The 25,350-nt window shown below is 50.5% G+C and carries 20 protein-coding genes and 1 tRNA gene; 15 read left to right on the top strand and 6 right to left on the bottom strand.

The features are described from left to right. Positions 1-30 precede the first annotated feature (30 nt). From JS578_06470 to JS578_06460, 3 genes are all read left to right on the top strand, one after another. Positions 31-1,314, top strand: a complete 1,284-nt coding sequence (locus JS578_06470) for a DUF2088 domain-containing protein (protein ID QRX64868.1) — start codon at positions 31-33, stop codon at positions 1,312-1,314. A gap of 32 nt (positions 1,315-1,346) precedes the next feature. Next, entirely contained in the window at positions 1,347-2,768 is a 1,422-nt protein-coding gene (locus JS578_06465; protein ID QRX64867.1) for a Gfo/Idh/MocA family oxidoreductase, read from the top strand. A 64-nt stretch (positions 2,769-2,832) separates the two neighbouring features. Next, positions 2,833-4,185, top strand: a complete 1,353-nt coding sequence (locus tag JS578_06460) for a DUF1080 domain-containing protein (protein ID QRX64866.1) — start codon at positions 2,833-2,835, stop codon at positions 4,183-4,185. Between the two features lie 93 nt (positions 4,186-4,278). Here JS578_06460 and JS578_06455 read toward each other — a convergent pair whose 3' ends face one another. Next, positions 4,279-4,779: a flavodoxin gene (locus tag JS578_06455; protein ID QRX64865.1), complete on the bottom strand. Its 501-nt coding sequence runs from the start codon at positions 4,777-4,779 to the stop codon at positions 4,279-4,281. Positions 4,780-4,913: 134 nt separating this feature from the next. Between JS578_06455 and JS578_06450 the strand changes: the two genes are divergently transcribed. The 5 genes from JS578_06450 (at position 4,914) to JS578_06430 (ending at position 9,224) form a co-directional block, all read left to right on the top strand. Next, positions 4,914-4,985: transfer RNA gene (locus tag JS578_06450), tRNA-Arg, on the top strand. Positions 4,986-5,203: 218 nt separating this feature from the next. Beyond that, complete coding sequence (locus tag JS578_06445; GenBank protein QRX64864.1) at positions 5,204-5,593, top strand: DUF134 domain-containing protein; 390 nt, start codon at positions 5,204-5,206, stop codon at positions 5,591-5,593. A 39-nt stretch (positions 5,594-5,632) separates the two neighbouring features. Next, positions 5,633-7,327: an FAD-dependent oxidoreductase gene (locus JS578_06440; protein ID QRX64863.1), complete on the top strand. Its 1,695-nt coding sequence runs from the start codon at positions 5,633-5,635 to the stop codon at positions 7,325-7,327. Positions 7,328-7,595: 268 nt separating this feature from the next. Continuing rightward, positions 7,596-8,315, top strand: a complete 720-nt coding sequence (locus JS578_06435; GenBank protein QRX64862.1) for a peroxiredoxin — start codon at positions 7,596-7,598, stop codon at positions 8,313-8,315. Positions 8,316-8,438: 123 nt separating this feature from the next. Continuing rightward, the gene (locus JS578_06430; protein QRX64861.1) at positions 8,439-9,224 is read left to right on the top strand and encodes a DUF1080 domain-containing protein; all 786 of its coding nucleotides are present in this window, start codon (positions 8,439-8,441) and stop codon (positions 9,222-9,224) included. A 99-nt stretch (positions 9,225-9,323) separates the two neighbouring features. Here JS578_06430 and pckA read toward each other — a convergent pair whose 3' ends face one another. Beyond that, positions 9,324-10,916, bottom strand: coding sequence for a phosphoenolpyruvate carboxykinase (ATP) (gene pckA, locus JS578_06425; GenBank protein QRX64860.1), 1,593 nt, complete (start codon positions 10,914-10,916; stop codon positions 9,324-9,326). Positions 10,917-11,164: 248 nt separating this feature from the next. Between pckA and upp the strand changes: the two genes are divergently transcribed. Next, positions 11,165-11,824 carry a uracil phosphoribosyltransferase gene (gene upp, locus JS578_06420; GenBank protein ID QRX64859.1) on the top strand — a complete coding sequence of 220 codons (660 nt, stop codon included), beginning with the start codon at positions 11,165-11,167 and terminating at the stop codon, positions 11,822-11,824. On the opposite strand, the gene JS578_06415 is transcribed toward upp, so the two are convergent. Next, the gene (locus JS578_06415; protein QRX64858.1) at positions 11,821-12,810 is read right to left on the bottom strand and encodes a glycosyltransferase; all 990 of its coding nucleotides are present in this window, start codon (positions 12,808-12,810) and stop codon (positions 11,821-11,823) included. The genes upp and JS578_06415 overlap by 4 nt on opposite strands. Before the next feature lie 225 nt (positions 12,811-13,035). Here JS578_06415 and JS578_06410 point away from each other — a divergent pair, with 225 nt between their 5' ends. Both JS578_06410 and JS578_06405 read left to right on the top strand, forming a co-directional pair. Beyond that, positions 13,036-14,154 carry an AhpC/TSA family protein gene (locus JS578_06410; protein QRX64857.1) on the top strand — a complete coding sequence of 373 codons (1,119 nt, stop codon included), beginning with the start codon at positions 13,036-13,038 and terminating at the stop codon, positions 14,152-14,154. Positions 14,155-14,176: 22 nt separating this feature from the next. Further along, the gene (locus JS578_06405; protein QRX64856.1) at positions 14,177-15,718 is read left to right on the top strand and encodes a YifB family Mg chelatase-like AAA ATPase; all 1,542 of its coding nucleotides are present in this window, start codon (positions 14,177-14,179) and stop codon (positions 15,716-15,718) included. Positions 15,719-15,738: 20 nt separating this feature from the next. Here JS578_06405 and JS578_06400 read toward each other — a convergent pair whose 3' ends face one another. Continuing rightward, entirely contained in the window at positions 15,739-16,650 is a 912-nt protein-coding gene (locus JS578_06400) for an IS982 family transposase (protein ID QRX64855.1), read from the bottom strand. Positions 16,651-17,028: 378 nt separating this feature from the next. On the opposite strand from JS578_06400, the gene JS578_06395 reads away from it, so the two are divergent. From JS578_06395 to JS578_06385, 3 genes are all read left to right on the top strand, one after another. Continuing rightward, positions 17,029-17,532: a pyridoxamine 5'-phosphate oxidase family protein gene (locus tag JS578_06395; GenBank protein ID QRX64854.1), complete on the top strand. Its 504-nt coding sequence runs from the start codon at positions 17,029-17,031 to the stop codon at positions 17,530-17,532. A gap of 92 nt (positions 17,533-17,624) precedes the next feature. Then, the gene (trxA, locus tag JS578_06390) at positions 17,625-18,086 is read left to right on the top strand and encodes a thioredoxin (GenBank protein ID QRX64853.1); all 462 of its coding nucleotides are present in this window, start codon (positions 17,625-17,627) and stop codon (positions 18,084-18,086) included. Between the two features lie 9 nt (positions 18,087-18,095). Further along, a complete protein-coding gene (locus JS578_06385; protein QRX64852.1) occupies positions 18,096-18,881 on the top strand; it encodes an RNA methyltransferase in 786 nt (261 codons plus the stop codon). Positions 18,882-18,895: 14 nt separating this feature from the next. Here JS578_06385 and JS578_06380 read toward each other — a convergent pair whose 3' ends face one another. Continuing rightward, positions 18,896-21,667: a S9 family peptidase gene (locus tag JS578_06380; GenBank protein ID QRX64851.1), complete on the bottom strand. Its 2,772-nt coding sequence runs from the start codon at positions 21,665-21,667 to the stop codon at positions 18,896-18,898. A 143-nt stretch (positions 21,668-21,810) separates the two neighbouring features. Here JS578_06380 and JS578_06375 point away from each other — a divergent pair, with 143 nt between their 5' ends. Continuing rightward, positions 21,811-24,228, top strand: coding sequence for a copper-translocating P-type ATPase (locus tag JS578_06375; GenBank protein ID QRX64850.1), 2,418 nt, complete (start codon positions 21,811-21,813; stop codon positions 24,226-24,228). A 23-nt stretch (positions 24,229-24,251) separates the two neighbouring features. Here JS578_06375 and JS578_06370 read toward each other — a convergent pair whose 3' ends face one another. Continuing rightward, the gene (locus tag JS578_06370; GenBank protein ID QRX64849.1) at positions 24,252-25,319 is read right to left on the bottom strand and encodes a DUF3810 domain-containing protein; all 1,068 of its coding nucleotides are present in this window, start codon (positions 25,317-25,319) and stop codon (positions 24,252-24,254) included. Between the last annotated feature and the right edge of the window lie 31 nt (positions 25,320-25,350).

Here is a 25,350-nt window from a genome sequence, read left to right as displayed (position 1 = left end):
CAACATCTTATATCTTAAATCAAAAATAGGATGATTTATTACGAGAAAGGTTCTTCTGACACTGCGCTGTCGCGCGATGATCTGAAGAAAGGTCTCAATGAAGCATTGGATAAATTGGGCGAACGGCAGAAAGTACTGGCCGTTCCGCCCGATTACACCCGTCTGCCCAGCAGGGCAGGCGAGCTAACAGAGATGACCTGGGAGTATTACGGGGAGAAGCTTACCGATATCCTACCGGCACTGGGTACCCATACCCCCATGACAGAACCGCAGATCAGCCATATGTTCGGGCGGACACCTAAAACACTCTTTCGGGAGCATGACTGGCGCAACGATGTGGTAACCCTGGGCGTGGTACCTGAGAGCTATATTCATGAGGTTTCGGAGGGGAAGGTCAATTTCTCATGGCCGGCCCAGGTAAACCGATTGCTGGTGGAAGGTGAGTTTGACCTGATTCTTTCCATTGGACAGGTGGTGCCCCACGAAGTGGTGGGGATGGCCAACTACAACAAGAACATCTTCGTAGGTACCGGTGGTAGTGAAGGGATCAACAAAAGCCATTACATCGGTGCTGTCTACGGGATGGAGCGGATGATGGGGCGTGCAGATACGCCGGTACGCCGTGTCTTTAATTACGCCACCGACCACTTTGCCAACCATCTGCCCATCATCTACGTGTTGACGGTGGTGGGAGTGAATGGGAATGGTGAGCAGCAGACCTACGGACTCTTTGTGGGTGACGACTTTGATGTGTTCGACCGGGCTGCCAGGCTCTCTTTGGAGGTGAACTTCGTAATGGTTGAGAAACCGCTTCATAAAGTGGTGGTCTGGCTCGATCCCACCGAGTTCAAGAGCACCTGGCTGGGAAACAAGTCGATTTACCGTACCCGCATGGCTATTGCCGACGGAGGCGAACTGATTGTCCTGGCTCCTGCACTCAAGGAATTCGGTGAGGACAAGACCATCGATCGATTGATCCGCAAATATGGCTATTTCGGTACCCCCCACACCCTGAAGGCGGTGGAGGAGAACGGCGAGCTGCGGGATAACCTGGGAGCAGCTGCCCACTTGATTCACGGCTCCTCGGAGGGGCGCTTTTCGGTCACTTACTGTCCCGGGAAAGGAGTTGAAAACCTTACCCGCGAGGAGATCGAAAGTGTAGGTTTTCAATGGGATGACATCGATCGCATGATGCAACGCTACGATCCTTCACAGCTCAGCGAAGGGTTCAACACCCTTCCCGATGGTGAGGAGTTCTATTACATCTCCAGTCCGGCCCTGGGTTTATGGGCATACAAAGATCGTTTTGAGTAAAATGTCATTGTGTAACAACAAATCATATTTACATGACAACAAGAAGAGATTTTCTAAGAAAGGCTGCATTGGCCTCAGCAGGACTTGCATTGGGTGGAGTCCACACGCATACCAGTGCCGCCAGTTTTAACAGGGTGCATGGTGCCAACAAGAAAGTGAACCTGGCACAAATCGGCATCGGCAACCGGGGATGGGAGATCATCAACGATTTCGACAGGACCGGTCTGGCAAACGTGGTGGCCCTTTGTGACGTGGACCTCGGTGCAGAGCATACCCAGAAAGCTTTGGCAAAGTTCCCCAACGCGAAAAGATTTAAAGATTTCCGGGAGATGTTCGACAAGATGGGTAACGAGATTGAGGCAGTGGCCATCGCCACCCCCGATTTCGCCCACTTTCCCGCCGTGATGATGTCGATGGCAGAGGGAAAACATGTCTACGTGGAGAAGCCGCTTACCCGTACTTTTCACGAGTCGGAGCTGCTGCTCAAGGCTGCAAGGAAATATCCCAACGTGGTAACCCAGATGGGGAACCAGGGACACTCCGAGGCCAACTACTTCCAGTTCAAGGCGTGGAAAGAGGCAGGCATCATCAAGGATGTGACCGCCATCACTGCCCATATGAACAACCCGCGTCGCTGGCACGGCTGGGATCCCAACATCAAACAGTTTCCACCAGCCGAAGCAATTCCCGAAACACTGGATTGGGATCTCTGGCTGATGTCTCGTGATCACCACTCCTATAACAAGGATTTTCACTACGGTCAGTGGCGCTGCTGGTATGATTTCGGGATGGGAGCCCTGGGCGACTGGGGAGCACATATCATCGATACCGCCCATCAGTTCCTCGACCTGGGGTTGCCAGAAGAGGTGAATCCGCTGCGATTGAGTGGTCACAACGACTATTTCTTCCCTATGTCGAGTACCATCGAGTTCAAGTTCCCCGCCCGTGGTGAGATGCCGCCGCTGGTGATTACCTGGTACGACGGACTGGACAATATCCCCGCTGTACCGGATGGGTATGGTGTTTCGGAGATTGATCCCAACATTCCTTCCGTTGCAGGAGGGAAGATACAACCTGCCAAGCTGAACCCGGGCAAGGAGATCTATAGCAAGGAACTGACCTTCAAGGGTGGCTCACATGGCAGCACCCTCAGCATCATCCCCGATGAGAAGGCAAAAGAGATGGAAAAACATCTGCCGGAGGTGCCGGAAAGCCCCTCAAACCACTTTGCGAACTTCCTGCTGGCCTGCCAGGGCAAAGAGAAGACCCGTTCACCGTTTGAAATCGCGGCTCCGCTTAGCCAGGTATTCAGTATGGGGGTTGCCGCACAGCGTCTCAACCGAAAGATAGTGTTCGACAGGGAAACCAAGCGGGTGACCAACGATGCCTTTGCCGATGCCTTCCTGACGGGTGAACCTCCCAGGAAAGGATGGGAAGATTTCTACCGGATCTAAGATCTGGGACGTTGAATCTTGAAAAATTGAAACAGAGTTTTTTTAAACTTAAAGATAAGGAACAATGAAAAAGAGAAGTTTACTGCTGATCACAATTGTCGCATTGCTCACCTCCTGTGCTCAGGGGCCGCAATGGCAGGATCTGTTTAACGGAGAGAACCTGGAAGGATGGGAAAAGTTAAACGGTACCGCCGAATACAAGGTGGAGGATGGTGCCATCGTGGGCATTTCCCAACTGAACACCCCCAATACCTTCCTTGCAACCAATGAAGTGTATGACGATTTTATCCTCGAATTTGAATTCAAAGTGGACGATGGCCTCAACTCAGGTGTGCAGTTTCGCAGCAACAGTCTGCCGGAATTTCACGAGGGAAGGGTACACGGTTATCAGTTCGAGATCGATCCCTCAGAACGAGCCTGGACCGGTGGTGTTTACGACGAAGCGCGCCGCGGATGGCTCTACTCGTTGAATTACAACCCCGAAGGGCAAAAAGCATTCAAAAACGGTGAGTGGAACAAGGCGCGTGTCGAGGCCATTGGTAACACCATTCGTACCTGGGTAAACGACGTTCCTTGCACCGACCTGCTCGACAACACCACCGCTTCAGGCTTTATCGCATTGCAGGTACATTCCATAGGAAGTGCCGAACAGGAGGGGAAAACGGTGGCATGGCGCAACATCCGTATCCTTACCGATGAGCTGGAGCAATACAAAATGCCGGAAAACAGCGAAGTGAAACAGATCAACCAGATTGCCAACACCATCTCTGAAAAAGAGGCTGCCGAAGGGTGGAAACTCCTCTGGGATGGCAGCAGCAGCGAAGGTTGGCGGGGTGCCAAACTGGATGGCTTCCCCGAAAAGGGATGGTCCATGGAGGAGGGCATCCTCAAGGTACACAAGAGCGATGGGGGAGAGTCCACCAACGGAGGTGACATTGTGACCACAAAACCCTATAAGAATTTCATGCTGAAGGTCGATTTCCGGATCACCGAGGGAGCCAACAGCGGCATTAAATATTTTGTGGATACCAATCTGAACAAGGGTCAAGGATCGGCCATCGGTTGTGAATACCAGATACTGGATGACAGACGTCACCCCGATGCAAAAATGGGTAAGGATGGAAACCGGACACTGGGATCACTCTACGACCTAATTCCTGCTCCCGCTGACAAGCCCTTCCGCAACGGATTTTTCAACACTGCCATGGTGGTGGTGGAGGGAAACCATGTGGAGCACTGGCTTAACGGGGTGAAAATTGTTGAATATGAACGCAACAACGAGGAGTGGAACCAGCTTGTAAAGACCAGCAAGTACAAGGATTGGCCCAACTTCGGAAATGCGGAAGAGGGATTGCTCCTGTTACAAGACCATGGCGATGAGGTCTGGTTTCAGAATATCAAGATCAAGGAGCTTTAAGGAAACTCCATCTATATGAATCATATAAAAAAAGCATACTCTCGGTAAAGAGAGTATGCTTTTTTTCATTTCGATGTGAATGAGGAGCAAGAGCTATACAAACTCGTTTTTCAGTTTTTCTACCCAGGCGGCCAACCGTTCTCCTGTCATGTCATACTCGTTATCCTCGTCAATGGGCAACCCCACGAACATCCCGTCGATTACCGCCATCGAGTCATCGTAGGTATAGCCTTCATCAGGCATCTGCCCCACGATAGTGGTTCTATCGGCGATCTCATCGTAAACCACCTTCATCGATTCGGCGAAGCTGGAAGAGTAGGAGGCACTGTCGCCCAGTGCGAAGATGGCGACCTTCTTGCCGGAGAGATCCAGCCTGATAAACGATGGAAGAAAACCTTCCCAGTCATCCTGCAGGTCACCGATGCCGGTAGTAGAGGTCCCGATGATATAGTAGGGATAATCCCTGATCTCATCCAGGGTCACCTCACGTACGTTGTAGAGGTCGGCCTCTCCTTCAAAGAGATCCTGTACCTGCCTGGCAACCGATTCAGCGTTTCCACCCGAGCTGCCGTAAAGTATGGCTATTTTATTCATTCTGTTGCGATATTTTGTTGTGATTCTTACAGATGTTAAACATCTCTTTTGCGAAATTGTTTGTTGAAAGTGAGAGGGAGTGTGGCAATTCTTTTGTCAGGAATCAAAAAAAAGCTATTTTTGCAGTTCCGTATGGCGCGGTAGTTCAATGGATAGAATAGAAGTTTCCTAAACTTTAGATCAGGGTTCGATTCCCTGCCGTGCTACTTCAAGCAGACATCAGCCGGTGAGATCCTCATCGGCTGTTTCAATGAAGGCCTTCACGCCCATACTCCTTGTAAAAACAAGATGCATGAAATTATTTGTAGATAAATTACATGGCTAATTGATCATACGTTCATAATTTTATTATCTTTGAAAATAAATCAAATTCTGATCATCCACTTATTTGCTGCTTATGCCCCGTCCCAAACACAATAGGAAAATGGAACATCCTCCGTTGATGCAGGGTTTTAAACCCTTCGGCATTCCCCGGAAGATGCTCCGATCGGTCACACTGCTTTTTGAAGAGTATGAAGCCATCAGGCTGCTTGACTACAAAGGCATGACCCAGGAGCAGGCTGCCGTGGTTATGAATGTCTCCAGACCCACCCTCACGCGCATCTATGAGAAGGCACGACAGACCATTGCCAAGGCGATGGTGGAGGGTAAGATGATTAACATTGAAGGGGGGAATGTACAGTTCGATAAAGAGTGGTACCGCTGCCGGCGCTGTTTTAAGTTGGTTGGTGGACTCGAAAACCACCACCATTGCAACGACTGTGATTTCCCGGACAGCGATGAATTGATTCCCATTCAAACGGATCAGAAATAACCCGATATTTAACCACTTTCTAACAACTTGAATTTTTCGATGGAAAAGAAACGAATCATTGTCATCGGTGGCTCCGCTGCCGGCCCCAAGACCGCCTCAAAAGCGCGTCGCATGGACGAGAACGCAGAGATTACCGTCTACCAGAAAGGCTCCGACCTCTCAATGGCCTCCTGTGGGTATCCCTATTACGTGGGTGGCTTCTTTGACGATCGAAGCCAGTTGCTCTGCTCTCCTGCAGGCGTGGTACGCGACTCTCGCTTCTTCTGGAATGCCAAGAAAATCACCACGAAGGTGCTGACAGAGGTCAACAGCATTGACCGGGAGAAGAAACAGATCACCTATACAGATCTCACTACCGGTGAAACAGCTATGGCACCTTACGATAAGCTTGTCATTGCCACCGGTGCAACTGCCCGCAAGCCTCCTGTGCCGGGTGTGGAACTGGAAGGCATCACCACTCTCCAGTCAATAGCCGATGCCGACTACCTACGTAAGATCAGGGATGAGGGTGTGATTAAAAGAGCTGTTGTGATCGGTGGCGGTCTGATCGGCATTGAAACAGTGGAAGCTCTTCACTTGGCAGGTATCGAGATCACCCTGGTAGAGTTGCTGCCACAACTGCTCACCTTTCTCGACAAGCAGATGGCCCGTCTTGTGGAAGCCTATGTGCAGACCAAGGTCAATGTGATCCTGCGCAATGGTGTGGCCTCGTTCCTGGGTCAGAACGGCAAGCTGACTGCGGTGAAGCTGCAGGATGGAACAGAGATACCGTGCGACCTTGCAGTGGTAGCAATCGGCGTCACCCCTAATACCAGGCTGGCGCGGGAAGCGGGACTGGAAATCGGAGAAACCGGAGGCATCAAAGTTAACGGCTACATGCAGACCTCCGATCCCGATATCTACGCCGCTGGAGACTGTGTTGAAATTTCCCACCTGATCACCGGGAAGCCGGTACATGCACCGTTCGGTGACCTGGCAAACCTGCAGGGTAGGGCGATTGGTGAAAATATCATCAAGGGGAACAGGGTGCAATTTCCCGGTACCATCCAAACCGGTATCTGCAAGGTGTTCGACTATGGTGTTGGCTCAACGGGCCTCTCCGAACAACACGCCCTCAAGGTAGGGGTTACCGGCATCGAAACAGTTGTCAATGCCAGCCTGGATAAACCCGGATTCATGAACGGCAAACTGCTGATCACGAAGCTGGTTGCCGACAAGGAGAGCCGCCGCATATTGGGTGCCCAGGTGATCGGCCCGGGCGATGTGAGCAAACAGGTGGCTATCTGGGCCATGGCCATCAAGGGAAGGCTGACTGTCGATGAGATGGCGAACGCTGATCTTCCCTATGCGCCTCCTTTCTCGCTGGCCATCGACCACAGCATCGCCACCGCCCACATCATGCAGAATAAGCTCGACGGCTACCTCCACGGGATCACTGCCGACAAGCTGAAAGAACGGTTGAAGACCAAAGAGAATTTGCTGCTGATCGATGTGCGGAACCCCAATGAATTCGAGGTTATGCGTCTTGGTATCGGTGAACGGCTTATCCCGCTGGGACAGCTGCGTAACCGCCTGGGTGAGCTCCCTGAGCAGAAGGATACTGAGATTATCACCTGGTGCAAGATCTCGCTTCGCGGTTATGAAGCAGCACTTATCCTGCAGGCCAATGGGTACACCAACGTGAAGGTGCTCGAGGGTGGTATCGCCGCCTGGCCCTATGCAAGGGAGAAGTGACTGATTGATGGCTGAGAGGTATCAGTTTTTAATTTTAATCCCTATAAAAGGCTTCATATGGGATGGTTTTTCATTTTAATTTGGTCGTATATCACTCTAATCTCGTTCGAATCTATTAGAACCATATTAGAACCATATTAGAACCATATTAGAACGAGATTAGAACGAGATTAGAACGAGATTAGAACCAGATCCGAGCGACATCCGAAAAAAATGACTGTGTAGACCTTTTAATAAACATTTCAAAAATCATCAAAAAAAACGAACTATGGAAACAAATCAGGAAAACAACAATCCGGCAATGCCGAGAATCGGTGACAAGGCACCCTCCTTCACCGCCAAGACAACACAGGGTATCATCAACTTCCCGGAAGGGTTTGAAGGCAAATGGAAGATCCTTTTCAGTCACCCGGCCGACTTCACGCCGGTATGTACCTCAGAGTTCATGACCTTTGCGAGCATGCAACCTGAGTTTGAAGCACTCAACTGTCAGCTGGTGGGCCTCTCGGTTGATGGCCTCTACAGCCACATTGCCTGGCTGCGCACCATCAAGGAGAAGATTGAATACAAGGGGATGAAGGATGTGGAGGTAACCTTCCCGCTCATCGAGGACATCACCATGGAGGTGGCCAAGAAGTATGGCATGATCCAGCCCAACGAGAACTCCACCCAGGCGGTGCGCGCGGTCTTTTTCGTAGACCCGAAGAACATCATCCGCACCATCATCTATTACCCGCTCTCGCTGGGACGCAACTTCGACGAACTGATGCGCGTCCTGATCGGCCTTCAGACAGCCGATGAGTTTGGAGTGGCCACTCCTGCCGACTGGCGTCCGGGTGACGAGGTGATCGTACCTACTGCCGGATCCTGTGGTGTAGCCAAAGAGCGGATGGAGACCAAAGAGGAAGATATGCACTGCTACGACTGGTTCTTCTGCACGAAGAAGCTTTCGAAGGAGGCAATTGACAATGCGTTGCTGAGAGGCTAATCCCCTTGTCTGAACCGTACGATTGAATCCCGCTTCACCCAGAGGCGGGATTTTTTTATTGCAATTGTTTTGTATCTTTGCCTAAACGCTCGTAACTACAAATAACCTTTAAATATTGAAACGATGAAGAAGATTCTTTTTTGGACGACCCCTTTCCTGATTTTACTGTTGCTGGGTTCATGTCAGCAGAAAAGCGAGCAGAATGAGTGGATCTCACTCTTCAACGGGGAGGACCTGACCGGTTGGACGCCCAAGATCACCGGCTATGAGGCCGGTGACAACTATGGCAACACCTTCCGTGTGGAGGATGGTTTGCTCAAGGTGCGCTATGATCAGTATGATGCTTTTAACAATCGGTTCGGTCACCTTTTCTACAAGGATGAGCTGTCGCACTACAAGTTGCGGGTGGAATATCGTTTCGTGGGTGAGCAATGTCCCGGCGGCGAGGGGTGGGCCTACCGCAACTCCGGCATCATGGTACATGGTCAGCGTCCGGAGACGATGACACTCGACCAGGATTTTCCCACCTCGGTGGAGGTGCAGTTGCTTGGCAGCGATTCACTGGTGGAACGCACCAACATGAATGTCTGTACCCCCGGCACCAACATCGTGATGGGGGACGAGTTGATCTTGGATCACTGCATCAGTTCAACATCGGAGTTCTTCTTCGGAGAGGAGTGGGTGACAGCAGAGTTGGAGGTGAGGGGCAATGAGGTGCTTTATCATGTGGTGAACGGCGATACCGTGTTGCAATACAACCAGCCGCAGCTGGACGAGCGGGATGCCACTTATCCCCTGTTGTTCGACCTCAATCATGGGGACAAGATGCTGCACAAGGGAACTATCTCTCTTCAAAGCGAAAGTCATCCCATTGACTTCCGGAAGGTGGAGCTGATGATTCTGGAGTAAACTTACCTGCAGGAAGCTTGAGAGATCAATAGCACAAAAAAGAGAGAGGCTGTCCCGATGGACAGCCTCTCTGCATATTGGATATCGAAAAGATTGCGTTTAGTCAACCTGCGGTCCCGAGGGGATCAGCGCGATGGCTGCATCATTGTCGCAATACTGTTTGAAGTTCTCGATGTACATACCGGCCAGCTTCTTGGCTTTGGCTTCCCATTCGCTCTTGTCGGCGTAAGTGTTACGCGGGTCGAGGATGTCAGATACCCCTTCCAGTTTCACCGGAGCGGTCAGGTTCATGATGGGCACGTGGAAAGTTTCAGCTTCTTCGATCGAGCCGGTGATGATGGCATCGATGATGGCGCGGGTATCCTTCAGTGAGATACGCTTGCCGGTGCCGTTCCAGCCGGTGTTCACCAGGTAAGCCTTGGCACCATGCTGGTTCATCTTCTCTACCAGACGCTGTGCGTACATGGTGGGGTGCAGCGTCAGAAACGCTTCGCCAAAGGCGGGTGAGAAGGAGGGCTGTGGTGTGGTTACCCCTCTCTCGGTACCTGCCAGCTTGGAGGTGAATCCGCAGAGGAAGTGGTACTGAGCCTGGTTGTCGTCCAGAATGGAAACCGGAGGCAGCACACCGAAGGCATCGGCAGAAAGATAGATGATCTTCTTGGCGTGACCGGCACGAGAAGGGAGCACGATCTTGCTGATATGATGGATCGGATAGGAGACACGTGTGTTCTCGGTAGCGGAGATATCGGTGAAGTCAATGTTACCTTCATCATCCACAGCCACGTTCTCGAGAAGGGCGTCACGACGGATTGCTCTCCAGATATCAGGTTCGTTTTCCTCTGTGAGGTTGATGGTCTTGGCGTAGCAGCCACCTTCGAAGTTGAAGACACCGTTGTCGTCCCAGCCATGCTCGTCGTCACCAATCAGGTAACGTTTCGGGTCGGCAGAGAGGGTGGTCTTACCGGTACCGGAGAGACCAAAGAAGATGGCCACGTCGCCATCCTTGCCCACGTTGGCAGAGCAGTGCATGGAAGCAACACCGCGCAGCGGCAGGTAGTAGTTCATCAGGGCGAAGATACCCTTCTTCATCTCACCACCATACCAGGTGCCACCAATTACCTGCATCTTGTCTGTCAGGTTGAACAGGGTGAAGTTCTCAGAGTGGAGGCCTTGCTCCTGCCACTTGTCATTGACAACTTTCGATCCATTCAGACTAACGAAATCGGGTTCACCGTAGTTAGCCAGTTCGTAGTGCGAGGGACGGATGAACATGTTGGTCACAAAGTGAGCCTGCCATGCTACCTCCATTACGAAACGCACTTTCATGCGGGTATCTTCGTTGGTACCACAGAAGGTGTCCACCACATATATTTTCTTTGCTGTGCTGAGCTGATTGGTGACAAGATCCTTGCAATAGTTGAATGCATCTGTGGTGCAAGGACGGTTGATGGTGCCGTCCCACCAGAGGGTGTCTCTTGTTACATCATCTTCAACGATGAATTTGTCTTTGGGTGAACGACCGGTAAACTTTCCGGTGTATACAGCTGTAGCGCCTGTTTTTGTTAGTTTGGCTTTTTCAAAGCCTTCGTTGGCAGGATTCATTTCATCCTGGAAAAGTGTCTCGTAGGAAGGATTGTGAAGGACTTCGAAATCTCCCACAATGCCATACTTGCTTAAATCTAAATTTGCCATCTTGATTAATTTTGGGTTGTTATGTATGTTTGAATTAAACTCAGTTTTGATGAACCTTAAAACAACGATACAAATATAGTGTTTTTACCTGAAACAGGAAAGGAATTAAAGAAAATTTTCTTTAATTATCTGTTTTTTCGCAGAAAAACTTCTATTTCAACAAAAAAAACGGGCAATTGTTTACCTAAGAGCCGAAAATCACTACCTTTGTTTTCCGAAAAATCATTGATCACTATAGAACCGCTAGCATGAAAGTAACCAATTTTTCGGAAACCAACTCCTTACTTAACTCCTTTGTTCGTGAAATTCGCGATGTCACCATCCAGGGCGACAGGCTTCGTTTTCGTCGCAACATTGAACGGCTGGGTGAGATCATGGCCTACGAGATCAGTAAGGAGCTTCATTACAAAACTATTCAGGTTAATACACCGCTCGATGTGGCGGAGGTGAGCGTGCCGGATGAGGAAATTGTGATTGCCACCATATTGCGTGCGGGACTTCCTTACCATCACGGTGTACTCAACTATTTCGATGGTGCTGAGAATGCTTTTGTGTCGGCATACCGGAAATACAAGGAGACAGGTCACAAGACCTTTGACATCCATATTGAGTATATAGCCTCTCCCTCGATTGAGGGAAAGACGCTCATCCTGACCGACCCGATGCTGGCCACGGGAGGCAGCATGGAACTTACCTACCGGGCACTGCTCACCAAGGGAAATCCTTCACACATTCACATTGCCACCATCATTGCCAGTCAGCAAGCCATTGACTATTGCATCAAGAATTTCCCGGAAGAGAAAACAACCATTTGGGCTGCAGCCATTGACCCCGAACTAAATGACTCTTCTTACATCGTACCTGGCATTGGTGATGCGGGTGACCTTGCTTACGGTCAAAAGGACTAATCGTAAAATTTCTTTTCAAACGCCCTGAACTCACCCTTTTTCAGGATCAAACGTTTCCAGACAGCCGCAAGAAAGCCGCTGCCGTAACCGGTGAGTTGTATCCAGGCGGCTGCGATACTGTATAGTGCTACTTTTGCCGAGCGGTTGATGCGTGCTGAATCCAGGAAAACCAGCAGGCAATAGAGCAGCGGGAATAAAAGAAGTGCAGGCAGCAGAAATGAGGCAACTAGCACGATCCCCATGCCTGCGACAAAGAGGGCGGGAAGCATGTGTACCAGCCTGAGGGAGCCGGGATGAAGCAAATGGAGGTTTATCCTGGCAATGCCTGAGTTGTAGACTTGTTTGAAAAACTGGCGGAAAGTGGAGCGTCGCTTGTGATAGACATAGGCTTCACGGATGAGAGCAGTACGGAATCCTGCTTCTATGAGTCGCAGACTGAAATCGATATCTTCCCCAAAACGCATGGTGCCATACCCTCCTAAGTGGTTGAATACATCTCTCGATACCCCAAGGTTAAAACTCCGCGGGTGGAATTTTTCCATTGATCGCTTGCCGCCTCGAATGCCACCCGTGGTAAAGAAGGAGGTCATTGCATAGTTGATAGCTTTCTGTATAGGGCTGAAGGTTGGGAGGGCAGCATCAGGACCACCGAATGCATCTGCTTGATTTGTTTCAAGAAATGCAGAGACCGTATTTAAATAGTGTGGAGGTATGATGCAGTCGGAATCGAAAAAAATGAGATAGTCGCCGCTGGCCCTGCTCGCCCCGGCATTGCGGGTGAGTCCTGGGCCGCTGTTCTTCTTTTCAAAGTAGTTGATCTTGAGCCGATCCGTATATTTCCTCACCACCCGGTCTCCTTTTATAGTTGAGCCATCTTCTGCTACAATCACTTCAAAATTATCATAATTCTGTTTGCAGAGACTTTCCAACAACTCATCCAATTCATCAGGACGATTATAAAGGGGGATCACAATAGAAAAATACATAGGCTGACAGCAATTTGGTGATGCAAATCTAATGAATTTCATCCATATTCTGATAGTGCTTTGGAGGATTCGGAGTTGAGATAAAAAATAAAACAAAATAAATGTGAAAATGTTTGAATATTTAAAAAAAGACACTACCTTTGTCTAATTGGAAGATTGGGCTGTTGCTACGCTTAAAAGCATTTCGAATTGAAAATAACAGTTCTGAAAAAACTGTGGTTATCTATGACAAAAAGTTCAGGCATACTTTTTTTTCTTGTCACCCTTTGGATGGCGCTCTCCTGTGGCAGCCGTGAGGGAACCATTATCAAGGGTAAAATTGGGCATCTGGACTCAACCTACATTCTTGCTACCTATCTGTCGTCCGATTCACTGGCGATTGATACCATTGCGGTTGACGGTAAAGGACGTTTTAACTATGCGGTCAACCCCGATACCCTTACCGCTTATTCACTCTATCTCGATCATTATGAAAGTGCAGTAGTGGTATTTGCTGACAAGGATGACCGCATCAGGGTGAACGGTGTTGCACAATTGCCCGATCTGATCAAAGTCAGGGGTAACGAAGTGAACGATGCGCTGACTCTTTTTAAATCAGAAAATGAGGATCTGCTCAAACAACGCGAACTGTTGCTCGCAAATCTACGGCTAAGCAGTGAACTCGATACAGGTAATAGCCATTCACGTTCCCGACAGGAAGAGTTGTTGAAACTGAATGTGCTCAATCATGAATTGGCATTAAGGGCGGAAGAAACCATCAAAGCCAATCCTGCTAAATTGTCAAGCCTCATTTTGATCAACAGTTTCTTTGTTCAAAGCGACAATCCCACGGTTCTTGAACGTGTGCTTGGTTACATGCAGGGAGAAATAATGCAAAGTGAGCTGGCCCTGAAACTAAAAGCATATTCCGAAATGATTAATCGTTCGGCTGAGGGTGCCAGGATGCCCTACTTCACGTTGAAAGATGAGGAGGGTGAGGAGATCCGATCGCACGATTTCAGAGGGAAATATCTGTTGTTGTCATTTGTCTCAACTGCCGGTGATGATTCCCGTGAAATGATAGAACTTTTGAAGGAGGAGTATACTCAGATGGATGAGGAAGAGGTTGCATTTATCACCATCTACATCGACTCTGACGTTTATCCGGTGGGTTATAGCGAGAGTGACTCCCTTGCCTGGATTACCATTCCCGAGAAGAGAGGCTGGGGAGCAGATATCGTGGAAAGTTACAACGTACAGTACATACCCTACAACATTCTGATTGACCCCGACGGGATTATCAAAGTGCGTAACATCCCTGCTCATGGTATCGCGGAAGTAATCAAGGAGGCTTCCGGAGAGTAAGTTTCATTCAAAACCCGGTTACATGCTGGTCAAGGTATTCGGAGCGGCTGTACAAGGTATTCACGCCACACTTATTACCATCGAGGTGAATGTCTCACGCGGCATCCGCTTCCTCTTGGTTGGACTTCCTGATGCATCTGTAAAGGAGAGCCACGAACGAATTGTATCTGCACTGGAGGTGAATGGCCTCCATTTTCCCCGTCAGCAAGTTGTCATCAACATGTCACCCGCCGACATCCGCAAGGAGGGATCGGCATACGACCTTCCCCTGGCGGTGGGAGTGCTTGCTGCTTCCGGTGCGATCAGCAGCGATCGCCTTGCAGACTCATTGATGATGGGCGAGTTGTCACTCGACGGGAAGATCCTTCCCCTGAAAGGAGCCCTCTCCATTGCCGTGATGGCAAAAGAGCAGGGTTACAGCAATCTGATACTTCCGGCATCCAATGCCAAAGAAGCTGCCGTAGTGGAAGGGATATCTGTCTACGGCGTGGAGAACATTCTTCAAGTGGTATCCTTCTTCAATGAGGAGAACAGTTTACAACCAGTTGAGGTTGACTTGGAGCATCTGTTTCTGGAAGAACGACTCTCCTTTGAGTATGATTTCTCTGATGTGAAAGGTCAGGAAAATGTGAAACGGGCATTGGAGGTGGCTGCAACGGGTGGGCACAACCTGGTCATGATAGGTCCCCCCGGTTCAGGAAAATCGATGATGGCCCGCAGGTTGCCCTCCATCCTGCCACCTTTCGCCCTGGAGGAGGCACTTGAGACAACAAAGATACACAGTGTGGCCGGCAAGATGGGACAACACCTGTCACTGATGGCCCGCCGCCCCTTTCGCTCTCCCCATCACACCATCTCCGATGTGGCAATGGTCGGAGGTGGTTCCTGGCCCCAACCGGGAGAGATTAGCCTGGCCCACAACGGTGTTCTTTTTCTGGATGAACTTCCCGAGTTTAACCGCAACGTGCTGGAGGTGATGCGTCAGCCGTTGGAGGATCGCAAGATTATCATTTCACGAGCCCGTTCTTGCGTGGAGTATCCGGCCAACTTCATGTTGGTGGCAGCAATGAACCCCTGTCCATGTGGCTATCACAACCATCCTGATAAAGAGTGTGTATGCACTCCCGGGGCCGTACAACGTTACCTCAACAGGATTTCGGGACCGTTGCTCGACCGTATCGACATGCATATTGAGATTGTGCCGGTGCCATTCGAGAAAATGGCTGGTAACGGAGTGACCGAAAAGAGTGAGACTATTCGCCAGAGGGTAATACAGGGTCGTGAGATACAACATGAACGATTCAAAAAGACTAATGGCATATATTGCAACGCCCAAATGAGTAACAAGATGCTTCATCGCTATGCACAACCTGATGAAACGGGACTGAGGCTGTTAAAAGTGGCCATGGAGCAGCTATCTCTTTCAGCTCGCGCCTACAGTCGCATTCTGAAAGTGGCACGTACCATTGCCGATCTGGCGGGCAGCGAGTCAGTCAGGGCAGCGCACCTGGCGGAAGCGATCAGTTACCGCAGTCTCGACAGAGAATCCTGGATTGGTTATTAACGTGAGTTCGGGATAACATATTATCCCCAAATGGTTAATTGACTTGACTTTTCCACTTCAAATTTGATTGAAGGCTTTTTGGGAAAGAAACAATATGCCACCAATGCAGCAATTATGTTCATGATGAAATTATGTGTGGAACGATGCCTTGAATGTTCTATCTGGCAGATATTCTTCAGTTCATCATTGATGGACTCAATTACAGATCTTTTGCGTAAGAGAATCTTGTCGCGGAATGACATCAGGGAATTTTTCATATTTGAGCGTATACCGGTCACTAAATGAACACCCTGGTCAAACAGCATCTCGAAGAGCTTTGTGCTGATGTAACCCTTGTCTGCATATAGTTTACCGAAAAGATCTTTGGTAAGAACATTGATTACGTCAGGGTTTCTATCGTCGACATTGCCTTTTGTGAGAGAGAAATTCAGCAATTCACCCTTTTCGTTACAGACCAGATGAAGCTTGAATCCAAAAAACCAGCCCATCGTACTTTTCCCTCTTTGTGCCAGATCCCTGAATACTTTATTCGAGTGTATACGCTTGTTATGACATACTTTAATGGGAGTGCTATCCACATATGTAATGCCTGTGCATTCACCAAATCCAAAGAGTTTGAGCAAGAGCATGAAAGGTACAATCACCCTGGGTTGCAACTCGACAAAACGGTTGTAGGAAACGGCATTTGGAAAATAGCTCTTCATGTGTTTGCAAATATAAAACAGGTAATAATTCTTGAAATTATGGAAGGTTCCGCAGTGGAAACAGACCATCACGGCAATAATCTCGCTCTGGGACATTTGCGTTTTCCTGTTTCTCCTTTTAGTTGTACCCCCGGCTTGAAGTTGATGATTCTGAATTTCATTCTCATATTCTGCACAAAAATCGTCGGCAATACAAAATATTTCAATAACTTTGTCTGTTGTGATCATAGGGCTGATGTTTGTTATTTGTTTGATTATCAGCTATAAATATACAAATAATCTCCCTATATCACAACTTTTTTTATGCTTTTCTTATCCCGAACTCACGTTATAACCTTATTGCATCCTAATATCCCCTCTAATAATTATGGGAGTGGATATAAGGGTGCAATAAGGGTGCAATAAGGCTAGAGCTTTCCAGAACCCATGAAAGTCCCTGTCTCGTTTTACTTTTTGATAGCACAAACCGCACATAAAAACAGGCCTATAAACCCTCTTTTGAATCAAGATGCATTTCTTGTTTGAGAAACTGCTTATCTTTGTACAAATTTTTTCTGCAAGCAGGCAGCATATTCATTGACAAACGAAACATCAAGGCCAGGAGATATGAGAACTTATCCGGTAGAAGAGAAAGAGCGAATTGAACAGATCATCCGCTCCTGCATGATTTGCTACGTGGGAATGGCGGACAAGGAAGGGAATCCCTATGTGCTGCCGATGAACTTCGGGTACGAGGAGGGGGTGATCTGGCTCCACTCCGCCCAGGAGGGACATTCCATATCGATCCTGGAGGAGAACCCGAAAGTATGTATCACCTTCTGCACCGACCCGAAGCTGGTGTGGCAGGATGAGGATGTGGCCTGCAGCTACCGGATGTTGGCCGCCAGCATCGTTTGTCGTGGCAAGGTGAAGTTCGTCGAGGAGGATGAAGTGAAGGTGAGGGCTCTCGACAGCACCATGCATCAGTACTCCGGGCATACTTTCAGTTATTCCGCACCCGCGGTACGGAACGTGAAGATCTGGAAGGTAGAGGTGGAGGATCTCTCGGCACGGGAGTTTGGTGTACCCAGCAGAAATTCAGTCAGGTACAAGGATCGGCAGCAATTCTGATGCGATCCACCGTTTGCCCGTTTGGAACATTTTACCCCCTCACACTGTTGTAACAGATACAATTTAAAAATCACAACTTTTTTTCGATTCAGATGAAGAAAGTAATTACCCTTTTTGCGGCAGCTCTTTTTTTGATGCATGTCGCTGCTGCTGAGCCTCAGGGCAAAGAAAAAGCCAAACCGGTCGAACTAAACAAAACCGCTTTTCTGGAGAAAGTGTTCAACTATGAGGAGAACCCCCAGGAATGGAAATACAACGGAGACAAGCCGGCCATCGTCGACTTCTATGCAACCTGGTGCGGTCCCTGCCGCATCACTTCACCCATCTTGAAGGATCTCGCAGCCGAGTATGGTGAGGAGATCTACGTTTACAAGATTGACGTGGATAAAGAACCGGAACTGGCTGCCATGTTCGGTGTGCAAAGCATCCCCATGTTTCTCTTCATTCCCATGAATGAGAAACCACAGGTGGCAATGGGAGCCTTGCCGAAGGAATCATTCAGGGAAGCTATCGACACTTTCCTGTTGAAGAAGGATGAGAAAACAGCCTTGTAACAACCTCTCATGATCACCAGCCTGCAGAACCCCTCCATCAAGCAGATCGTGAAGCTCTCCAAAAGCAAGGAGCGTCGCGAGCAACAGCTCTTCGTGCTGGAGGGCGCCCGCGAGCTGTCGCTGGCCCTGCAGGCGGGGTATCTGATCACTGAAGTTTATCTCTGCCCGGAGATGTTCACCCAGAGCAAGTACCCGGGTGTACTGGAGAACCTTCCCCCAGAAATCATCACTGAGATCTCCCCGGCAGTATTTGCGAAAATAGCCTACCGGGAGAACTCCGACGGCGTGGTGGCATTGGCTAAGCCCAAATCCCATGCGCTGGAGGATCTTACCCTCAGTGAAAACCCTTTCCTAATTATTCTCGAATCGGTGGAAAAGCCCGGCAACCTCGGGGCGGTGCTCCGTACAGCTGATGCCGCGGCGGCCGATGCGGTGATTGTTTGTGATCCGCTGACCGACCTCTACAACCCCAACGTGATCCGCTCCGGGGTGGGGGGGCTCTTTACCGTGCCCACGGCCGTCAGCAGATCCGAAGAGGCGCTGCTGTGGCTTAAAGAGCGTGGCATCAATGTTTTTGCCGCGGAGCTTCAGGCGGCTGAATTTTATCAGAACATCGATTTCCGGAAACCATCCGCCATCGTGATGGGTACTGAAGCGGAAGGATTGACTGATTTCTGGCTGCACAACGCCACAAAGCGAATCAAAATCCCCATGCGCGGGAAAATTGATTCGCTCAATGTCTCTGTTTCCACCGCCATCCTCACCTTTGAGGCGATGCGGCAGCGGGGATTTTAAAAGTCAGCTTTCAACTAATCCACCTCATAACCCCAGTTTTTCCCTTTTTCAATGGCTGGGACACCCTTTGTCATCCATGCCGGTGCAGGATCACCCTTGAGGTAGTGGTCGAAGAACTGTTGCAGGCGGATGGAGAGGTCCTTGCTGTTGCGGCGCTGCGTCAGGTTGTGGTCCTCACCGTTGTACTGGAGCAACCATACAGGCTTGCCCAGGCGGCGCAGCATCATGAAGTACTCGATGCCCTGGTACCAGGGTACCGCCCCATCCTTGTCGTTGTGCATCATCAGCAGCGGTGTCTCCACCTTGTCGGCGAAGAAGAGGGGAGAGTTGTCGATGTAGAGATCCAGTGAGTCAAGCATCGGTACGCCTATGCGGGACTGCGTTTGCTCATACTGAAACTGGCGACTGCGTCCGGAGCTCCAGCGGACACCTCCGTAGGCGCTGGTCATGTTCGATACCGGAGCACCGGCGCCTGCAGCCCTGAAAAGGTTGGTCTTCGTCACCAGGTAAGCCACCTGGTAACCGCCCCAGCTCTGTCCCTGTATCGCCATTCTCTTCGCATCCACCCAATCGTTTTTGGCAAGGGCCTCGGCACCCGAGACCACGGCGTTGTAGGCATCCATTCCCGGTTGTCCCACGCTGTAGCGGATATCAGGCGTGAAGACCAGGTAGCCGCGGCTCACGAAGAAGGGTATGTTGATCACCGAACGGCTGGGTGCCGGTGTGAACCAGCGGTAGAGTTCGTCGGAGTGTTGCTCGTAGAAGTAGATCATCATCGGATATTTTTTACCCGGATCAAAATCCTCCGGCTTGTAGAGGATCCCCTGCAGTGGATCACCACTGAAGGATGTCCAGGAGAAGAGCTCCGCTGTTCCCCAGTTGTACTGCTCCATCTGCGGGTTGATATTGGTCAGTTTGTCTGACGTTTTCCAGAGGTCTGCAGTGACGTAGAGGTCCGGGGTGGTGTGGAAGTTGCTTTTCTGGTAGAGGTAGAGTTCCTTCTCTTTCGCTTTGATCAACGAGCTGTAGGTATACCCCTCCATCACTTTCTTTTGCAACGGTTTCCTCCCCTTCTGTGCCAGGGTGTACCAGCCATTTTCCTTGCTTTTGTTGTCAAAGGCGGAGAGCAGCAGCTGCTCCTCCTCCTCGATGAAACGTTTCTCACGGTCGGTGTTCACATAACGGAAGGTGATCGAGTCGCTGCGGCCCACACCGCGGGTTAGGTTGACCGCTTTTGTCTTGCCGCTCGGGTCTACCTTCCAGATATCGAATGCATCGTAGAGCAAAAGATAATCGTCTTCATCACCCCATGCTGCCATTCCATAAGGGCCCGGTTCCATTGGAACATCGTTTTTTTCGTTCCAGAAGTTCACCGGTATCGCGCAGGTGAGGTTCCGGGTGGTCTGCTTCCGGTTGTCGTAGGCGAACCACTGCTGTTCTGTTCCGTCCCACCAGAGCGTGTAATGGCCCGCAGGCGAGAGCATCGGTCGTCCCGCTATCGGGGAGCCAACCTCGTGCAGGCGCTGCTCCTGAAGGTCCATCACCCAGACATCATAACGGGAGGAGATGTCCCACTGACTCTCCAGCTGATAGGGCAGATCGGACCAGAGCAGTGCGTAGCGGCCGTTGCCCTCGTCGGCGATGTTGGCATGAGGCATCTCTTCGGTGGCTACCGGAAGGTAGTGACCGGGGTGATGCGGATTGATGATGCCGCTGTAGGTGTGTCGTTTTTTACGACTGAGCTCTGCCAGCTGTTGCGGCTGAATGAGTGGGTCCTCCCAGTGCCAGATATCAAGGTCTGCCATCTCGAAGTCGACCAGCGTCGTGTCCCTGGGCTCCTGCCTGGGAGCGGCCCCAATCAGGATCCTGCTGCCATTCCTGCTGAATGTGGGGGATGCATGTTCGTTGAAGATCCACCCCTCCGGCAGGCCGGCGGCGTTCCTGTCGGCAATGAGATGAGCCGAGTCGGCCCCGTTTTCAAAATAGCGTAAGTCGAACACCTTCTGTTCCACTTTAGAGGTGTCCCCCGTGGAAAGATAAACCAATTGAGTCCCCGCCTCATCGAACGAAAGCGATTTATATTCTCTTTTTTCGCAGGAGATCCTTTTTTGTGCCTGCTTGTTCAGATCGAAAAAGAGCACTCCCGGGGCATCGGTGCTATCTTTTTTCTCCGGTTGAATCACAACGGCAAACGCATTCCCATATTTACTGAAGAGGTGTTCTTTTGCGTTGAGGATGGTATCTTCCGACTGTGACAAAAGATTCCGTAAGATCACCAGTTCTTTCTTTTTTTCCTTTTTTGCCCCTTCTTTTGTCGTGTCTTCGGGCAGGGTTGTGGTGTAGGCGATATGCGTCACAGCCTTCTCTGCCGTTTTGAATGAACGCACATTGGCAATTTTCATTACCTCGAACGTATGGTTGTGAATGATCAACAGAGAATCATCAGGCATCCCATCCGCTTTTTTCTTGTCAATCCGGGCCTGCCGACGCTCCGCAAAAGGAGCCCTGAGCAGTCCCACCGTCCATGCACCGTCGGGTGAGAGGGTGAAGCGGGTGACCCTCTCCATCGTGAGGGAACGATTGTTGGTGAGGTCTTTGAGAAAAAGGGTGCTATCTCCCTCCTGGGGTGCGATCAGGGTCGCCATCATCCTCCCGTCATTACTGAGGCTGGTAGCGCTGAGGCTCTCCCAGCTGTCATAGACCGAGTGGTCGAGGGGTTTTCTCTGGGAGAAGAGTGAGAAGGCAAAGAGGATGCCGACGAAGGTTAGCGAAAAGGATCGTTGCATAATGTATATTTTTCTGTTAAGTGGAGATCACCGCAGTGCGGGTTCCCACATGTGGTGGAACAAAAATAGTAAATTTTTTGAAAATATGCGTCAGAACAGAGCATTATGAACATCCCCCTTCCCTCAATTGTTCCTATACCAGTATGAAGAAAGCAAATAGTTATCAGATAAACCTCAGGGGGAAGGCAGCCCTGTCTGAGGATGCATTGCGGGGAGTAAAGGGAGTGGCATCCCTAAAACATGATCCTCAAAAGGGTACGCTGCTTGTTGTCATCGATGAGCGCAGGGTTGATGACGCTGCGGAGATCCTGCAGGAGGTGGTGGAGCGCATCCGACATGCCGGCGGGGAGGTGCGTACCGAGAAAGCGACTCACCCCGTGTTGCACATGACCTGTGCTGCCTGTGCCTCCAGCTCGCAGAATATTCTCTCCTTCGTGCCCGGTGTGTTAAATGCCTCGGTGAACTATGGTAACGGCAAGGGGCAAATCGAATATCTGCCCGGCATTGCCACACCTGATGCAATGAAGCAGGCGCTGCAGGAGATGGGGTATGACCTGCTGATGGAAGAGGAGGAGAGCTCGTTCGAAAAGGTGGAGGAGCTGCAGAAGGAGAACTACAAAACACTACGGCGTCATACCATTCTGGCCGTGGCGCTGGCCATCCCGCTGGTGGTGGTTGGCATGTTCTTCATGCACGCCCCCTTTGCCAACATCGTCATGTGGCTCCTGGCTACGCCGATACTTTTCCTCTTCGGGCGCCGCTTTTTTGTGGGCGCCTGGAAGCAGGCACGCCACCGCTCCGCCAACATGGATACGCTGGTGGCACTCAGTACCGGCATCGCCTATCTTTTCAGCCTCTTCAACATGCTCTGGCCGGAGTTCTGGGAGAGCCGCGGACTGGAAGCGCATGTCTATTTTGAGGCGGCCGGCGTGATTATCGCCTTCATCCTTCTGGGTAAGATGTTGGAGGCGCGTGCCAAAGGGCACACCTCCGATGCCATCCGCAAGCTTATGGGGCTACAGCCCTCCACAGTGACGGTACTTCGTGATGGAGAACCCAGTGTGATTCCGATTGCCGATGTGTTGGTGGGAGATATTGTAATGGTGAAACCAGGCGAGAAGATCGCTGTCGATGGAGAGGTGACAGAGGGAAGCTCGTTTGTGGATGAAAGCATGATCTCCGGAGAGCCGCTTCATGTGGAGAAGAAAAACGGCACGAAAGTGTTTGCCGGAACCATCAACCAGAAGGGGAGCTTTCTCTTCCGGGCAGACAAGGTGGGGAAAGATACACTTCTTGCACAGATCATCCGCACGGTGGATGAAGCACAGGGCAGCAAGGCTCCCGTACAGGGATTGGTGGATCGCATCGCAGCGGTCTTCGTGCCTGTGGTGATCGGCATTGCGCTGCTCAGCTTCGTGGTATGGCTGTTCTTTGGGGGTGAGAATGGATTTGTCTACGGCCTACTGACCATGGTGACGGTGCTGGTGATCGCCTGTCCCTGTGCATTGGGTCTCGCTACACCCACCGCCATCATGGTAGGTATTGGCAAAGGTGCTGATGAGGGTATCCTGATCAAGGATGCCGGAAGCCTGGAGAGAGCGAAAAAAGTGGATGTGGTGGTGCTCGACAAGACCGGTACCATTACCGAGGGGAAACCCCAGGTGACCTCCATCACCTGGTCGCTCGATGCCACCCCCCTGCATCGCGATATCCTCTACAGCATCGAACAGCGTTCTGAACATCCACTGGCAGATGCCATTACTGCCGAACTAAAGGAGGTAAGCACTCTTCTTGACGATGTGACCGTTTCACAGGTGAGCGGTAAGGGAATCGAAGGGACTTACGACGATGAGACTTATTACATCGGTAACATGGATTACCTGGCTTCGAGAGGAGTTGTGATTCCTGCCGACCTGAAGCAGCAGGCTTACCTGGAGATGGATGCGGCGCACACTGTTTCATTGTTTTCCGACAGAGAGAAAGCGCTGGGTGTGATTGGTATCACCGACAAGATGAAGCCTACCTCAAAAGAGGCGATCGCACAGTTGCACAGCATGGGTATCGATGTAGCGATCTATACCGGTGACAACGAAAAAGTGGCTGCAGCCCTGGCAGCTGACTTGGGAATCACCGATTACCGGGGGGGAGTGTTGCCTGAAGAGAAGGTGGAGTTGGTGAAGAAACTGCAACAACAGGGCCATACGGTGGCGATGGTGGGAGATGGCATCAACGACAGCGGGGCGCTCGCACAGGCCGATGTGAGCATCGCCATGGGCAGCGGCAGTGATATTGCGATGGATGTGGCCAGCATGACCATTATTTCCTCCGACCTTAAACGAATCCCCCGTGCAATTCGACTCTCACAAGCCACGGTACGTACCATCCGCCAGAATCTTTTCTGGGCCTTTTTCTACAACGTGATCGGCATCCCCGTCGCCGCGGGTGTGCTCTTTCCCTTCACCGGCTTCCTGCTCAACCCGATGATTGCCGGTGCTGCCATGGCGCTGAGCTCGGTCAGTGTTGTGACCAATAGCCTTCGTCTGAAGCGACACTTCTTTTGAGCAGATTTGTTTAAACAATCCTGTTATTCACCATTCTGAGTGATGATTTGTTCAAAATCACAAGATAGCAGCAGTCCTACAACCTCGGAGTAATTTTCACGTCCCGAGCTCACCCGGTTGGTCTTCAGGTAGGCATCGTACATCCAGTTCTGTGCACCGGAGAGGATGCTGTTCCTTGCTGCCATCCAGTGTGCACTGTTTCGTTGCAGATCGGCAAGGACCTCCGGACGTATTGATTGTACCAGTGAATCATATACATCGGGCAGCAACCGTCGTGCATCGCCTAACAGGTAACCCAGTAGTGAGGCGTAACCGCTGTAGCGTACCATCGGGTGGTTGCTGTTTACGCAGGCTGCAAAGCCATAGAGGTTTGCTTCCGACTCGGCAGCGATGCCGAACTGGTGCGACATCTCGTGTGCCAGCGTGAAGGGGTATGTGAAAGGGAGTCCGAAATGGTTCACGTGTATTTCGTTGAAGAAGGGACCGAAATAGCCTGATACCCCCATTCCGCTATAGATTGGTTCGAAGAGCATCGGTTTCATCCTTCGTTTACCGTTCGGATAGGAGAGGCGGAGTGGGTCCTGCAGAGCGGCATACGATTGTTCAATCTCCAGGTGTACCTTCTCCTTGTCCATCGAACGGCAATCGAGGTAGTTGTAATTAGCCTGTTCAATGATTGTCTCTGTGAGCCTCATCAGTTTCTCCCGGTCGAAAGTAGCTTTCGTCACTTCGCTTCTTGCGTAGAAGTCCCCCCGGAAGTAGGCCACTCCCCAACCAAGATAGAACCAGGCGACAACGATCAACGTGAATCTAAGCATTGAATAAAGGAAAGTTGAGAGGGTGATTTTACGCAATATAACCCGCAGGATCATACCGGTGAGCCATATCAATGCCGCCACGATAAAAAGGTCGTATAGTGAAAAAGGAAAAATGCCTGAGATAAAGGAGAAGAGTGTCGCAATGGCGGGGTAATCGTTTCGCATATATGCCTCGGAAAGCATAGGGCTTCGGCTGAAGATAAAGATGACTGCCAGTAGTATACCGCCAACAACAATCAGGCGTATCCATTTTTGCTTATTGGATTTTTTCAAAGAAGTATGTTCCCTGTCTGTTTGAATCATA

This window comes from Dysgonomonadaceae bacterium zrk40 (assembly GCA_016916535.1).
Taxonomy (GTDB): Bacteria; Bacteroidota; Bacteroidia; order Bacteroidales; family Dysgonomonadaceae; genus Proteiniphilum.
The sequence above is the reverse complement of the archived record's forward strand: the minus strand, read 5'-3'. Positions and strand labels throughout refer to the sequence as shown.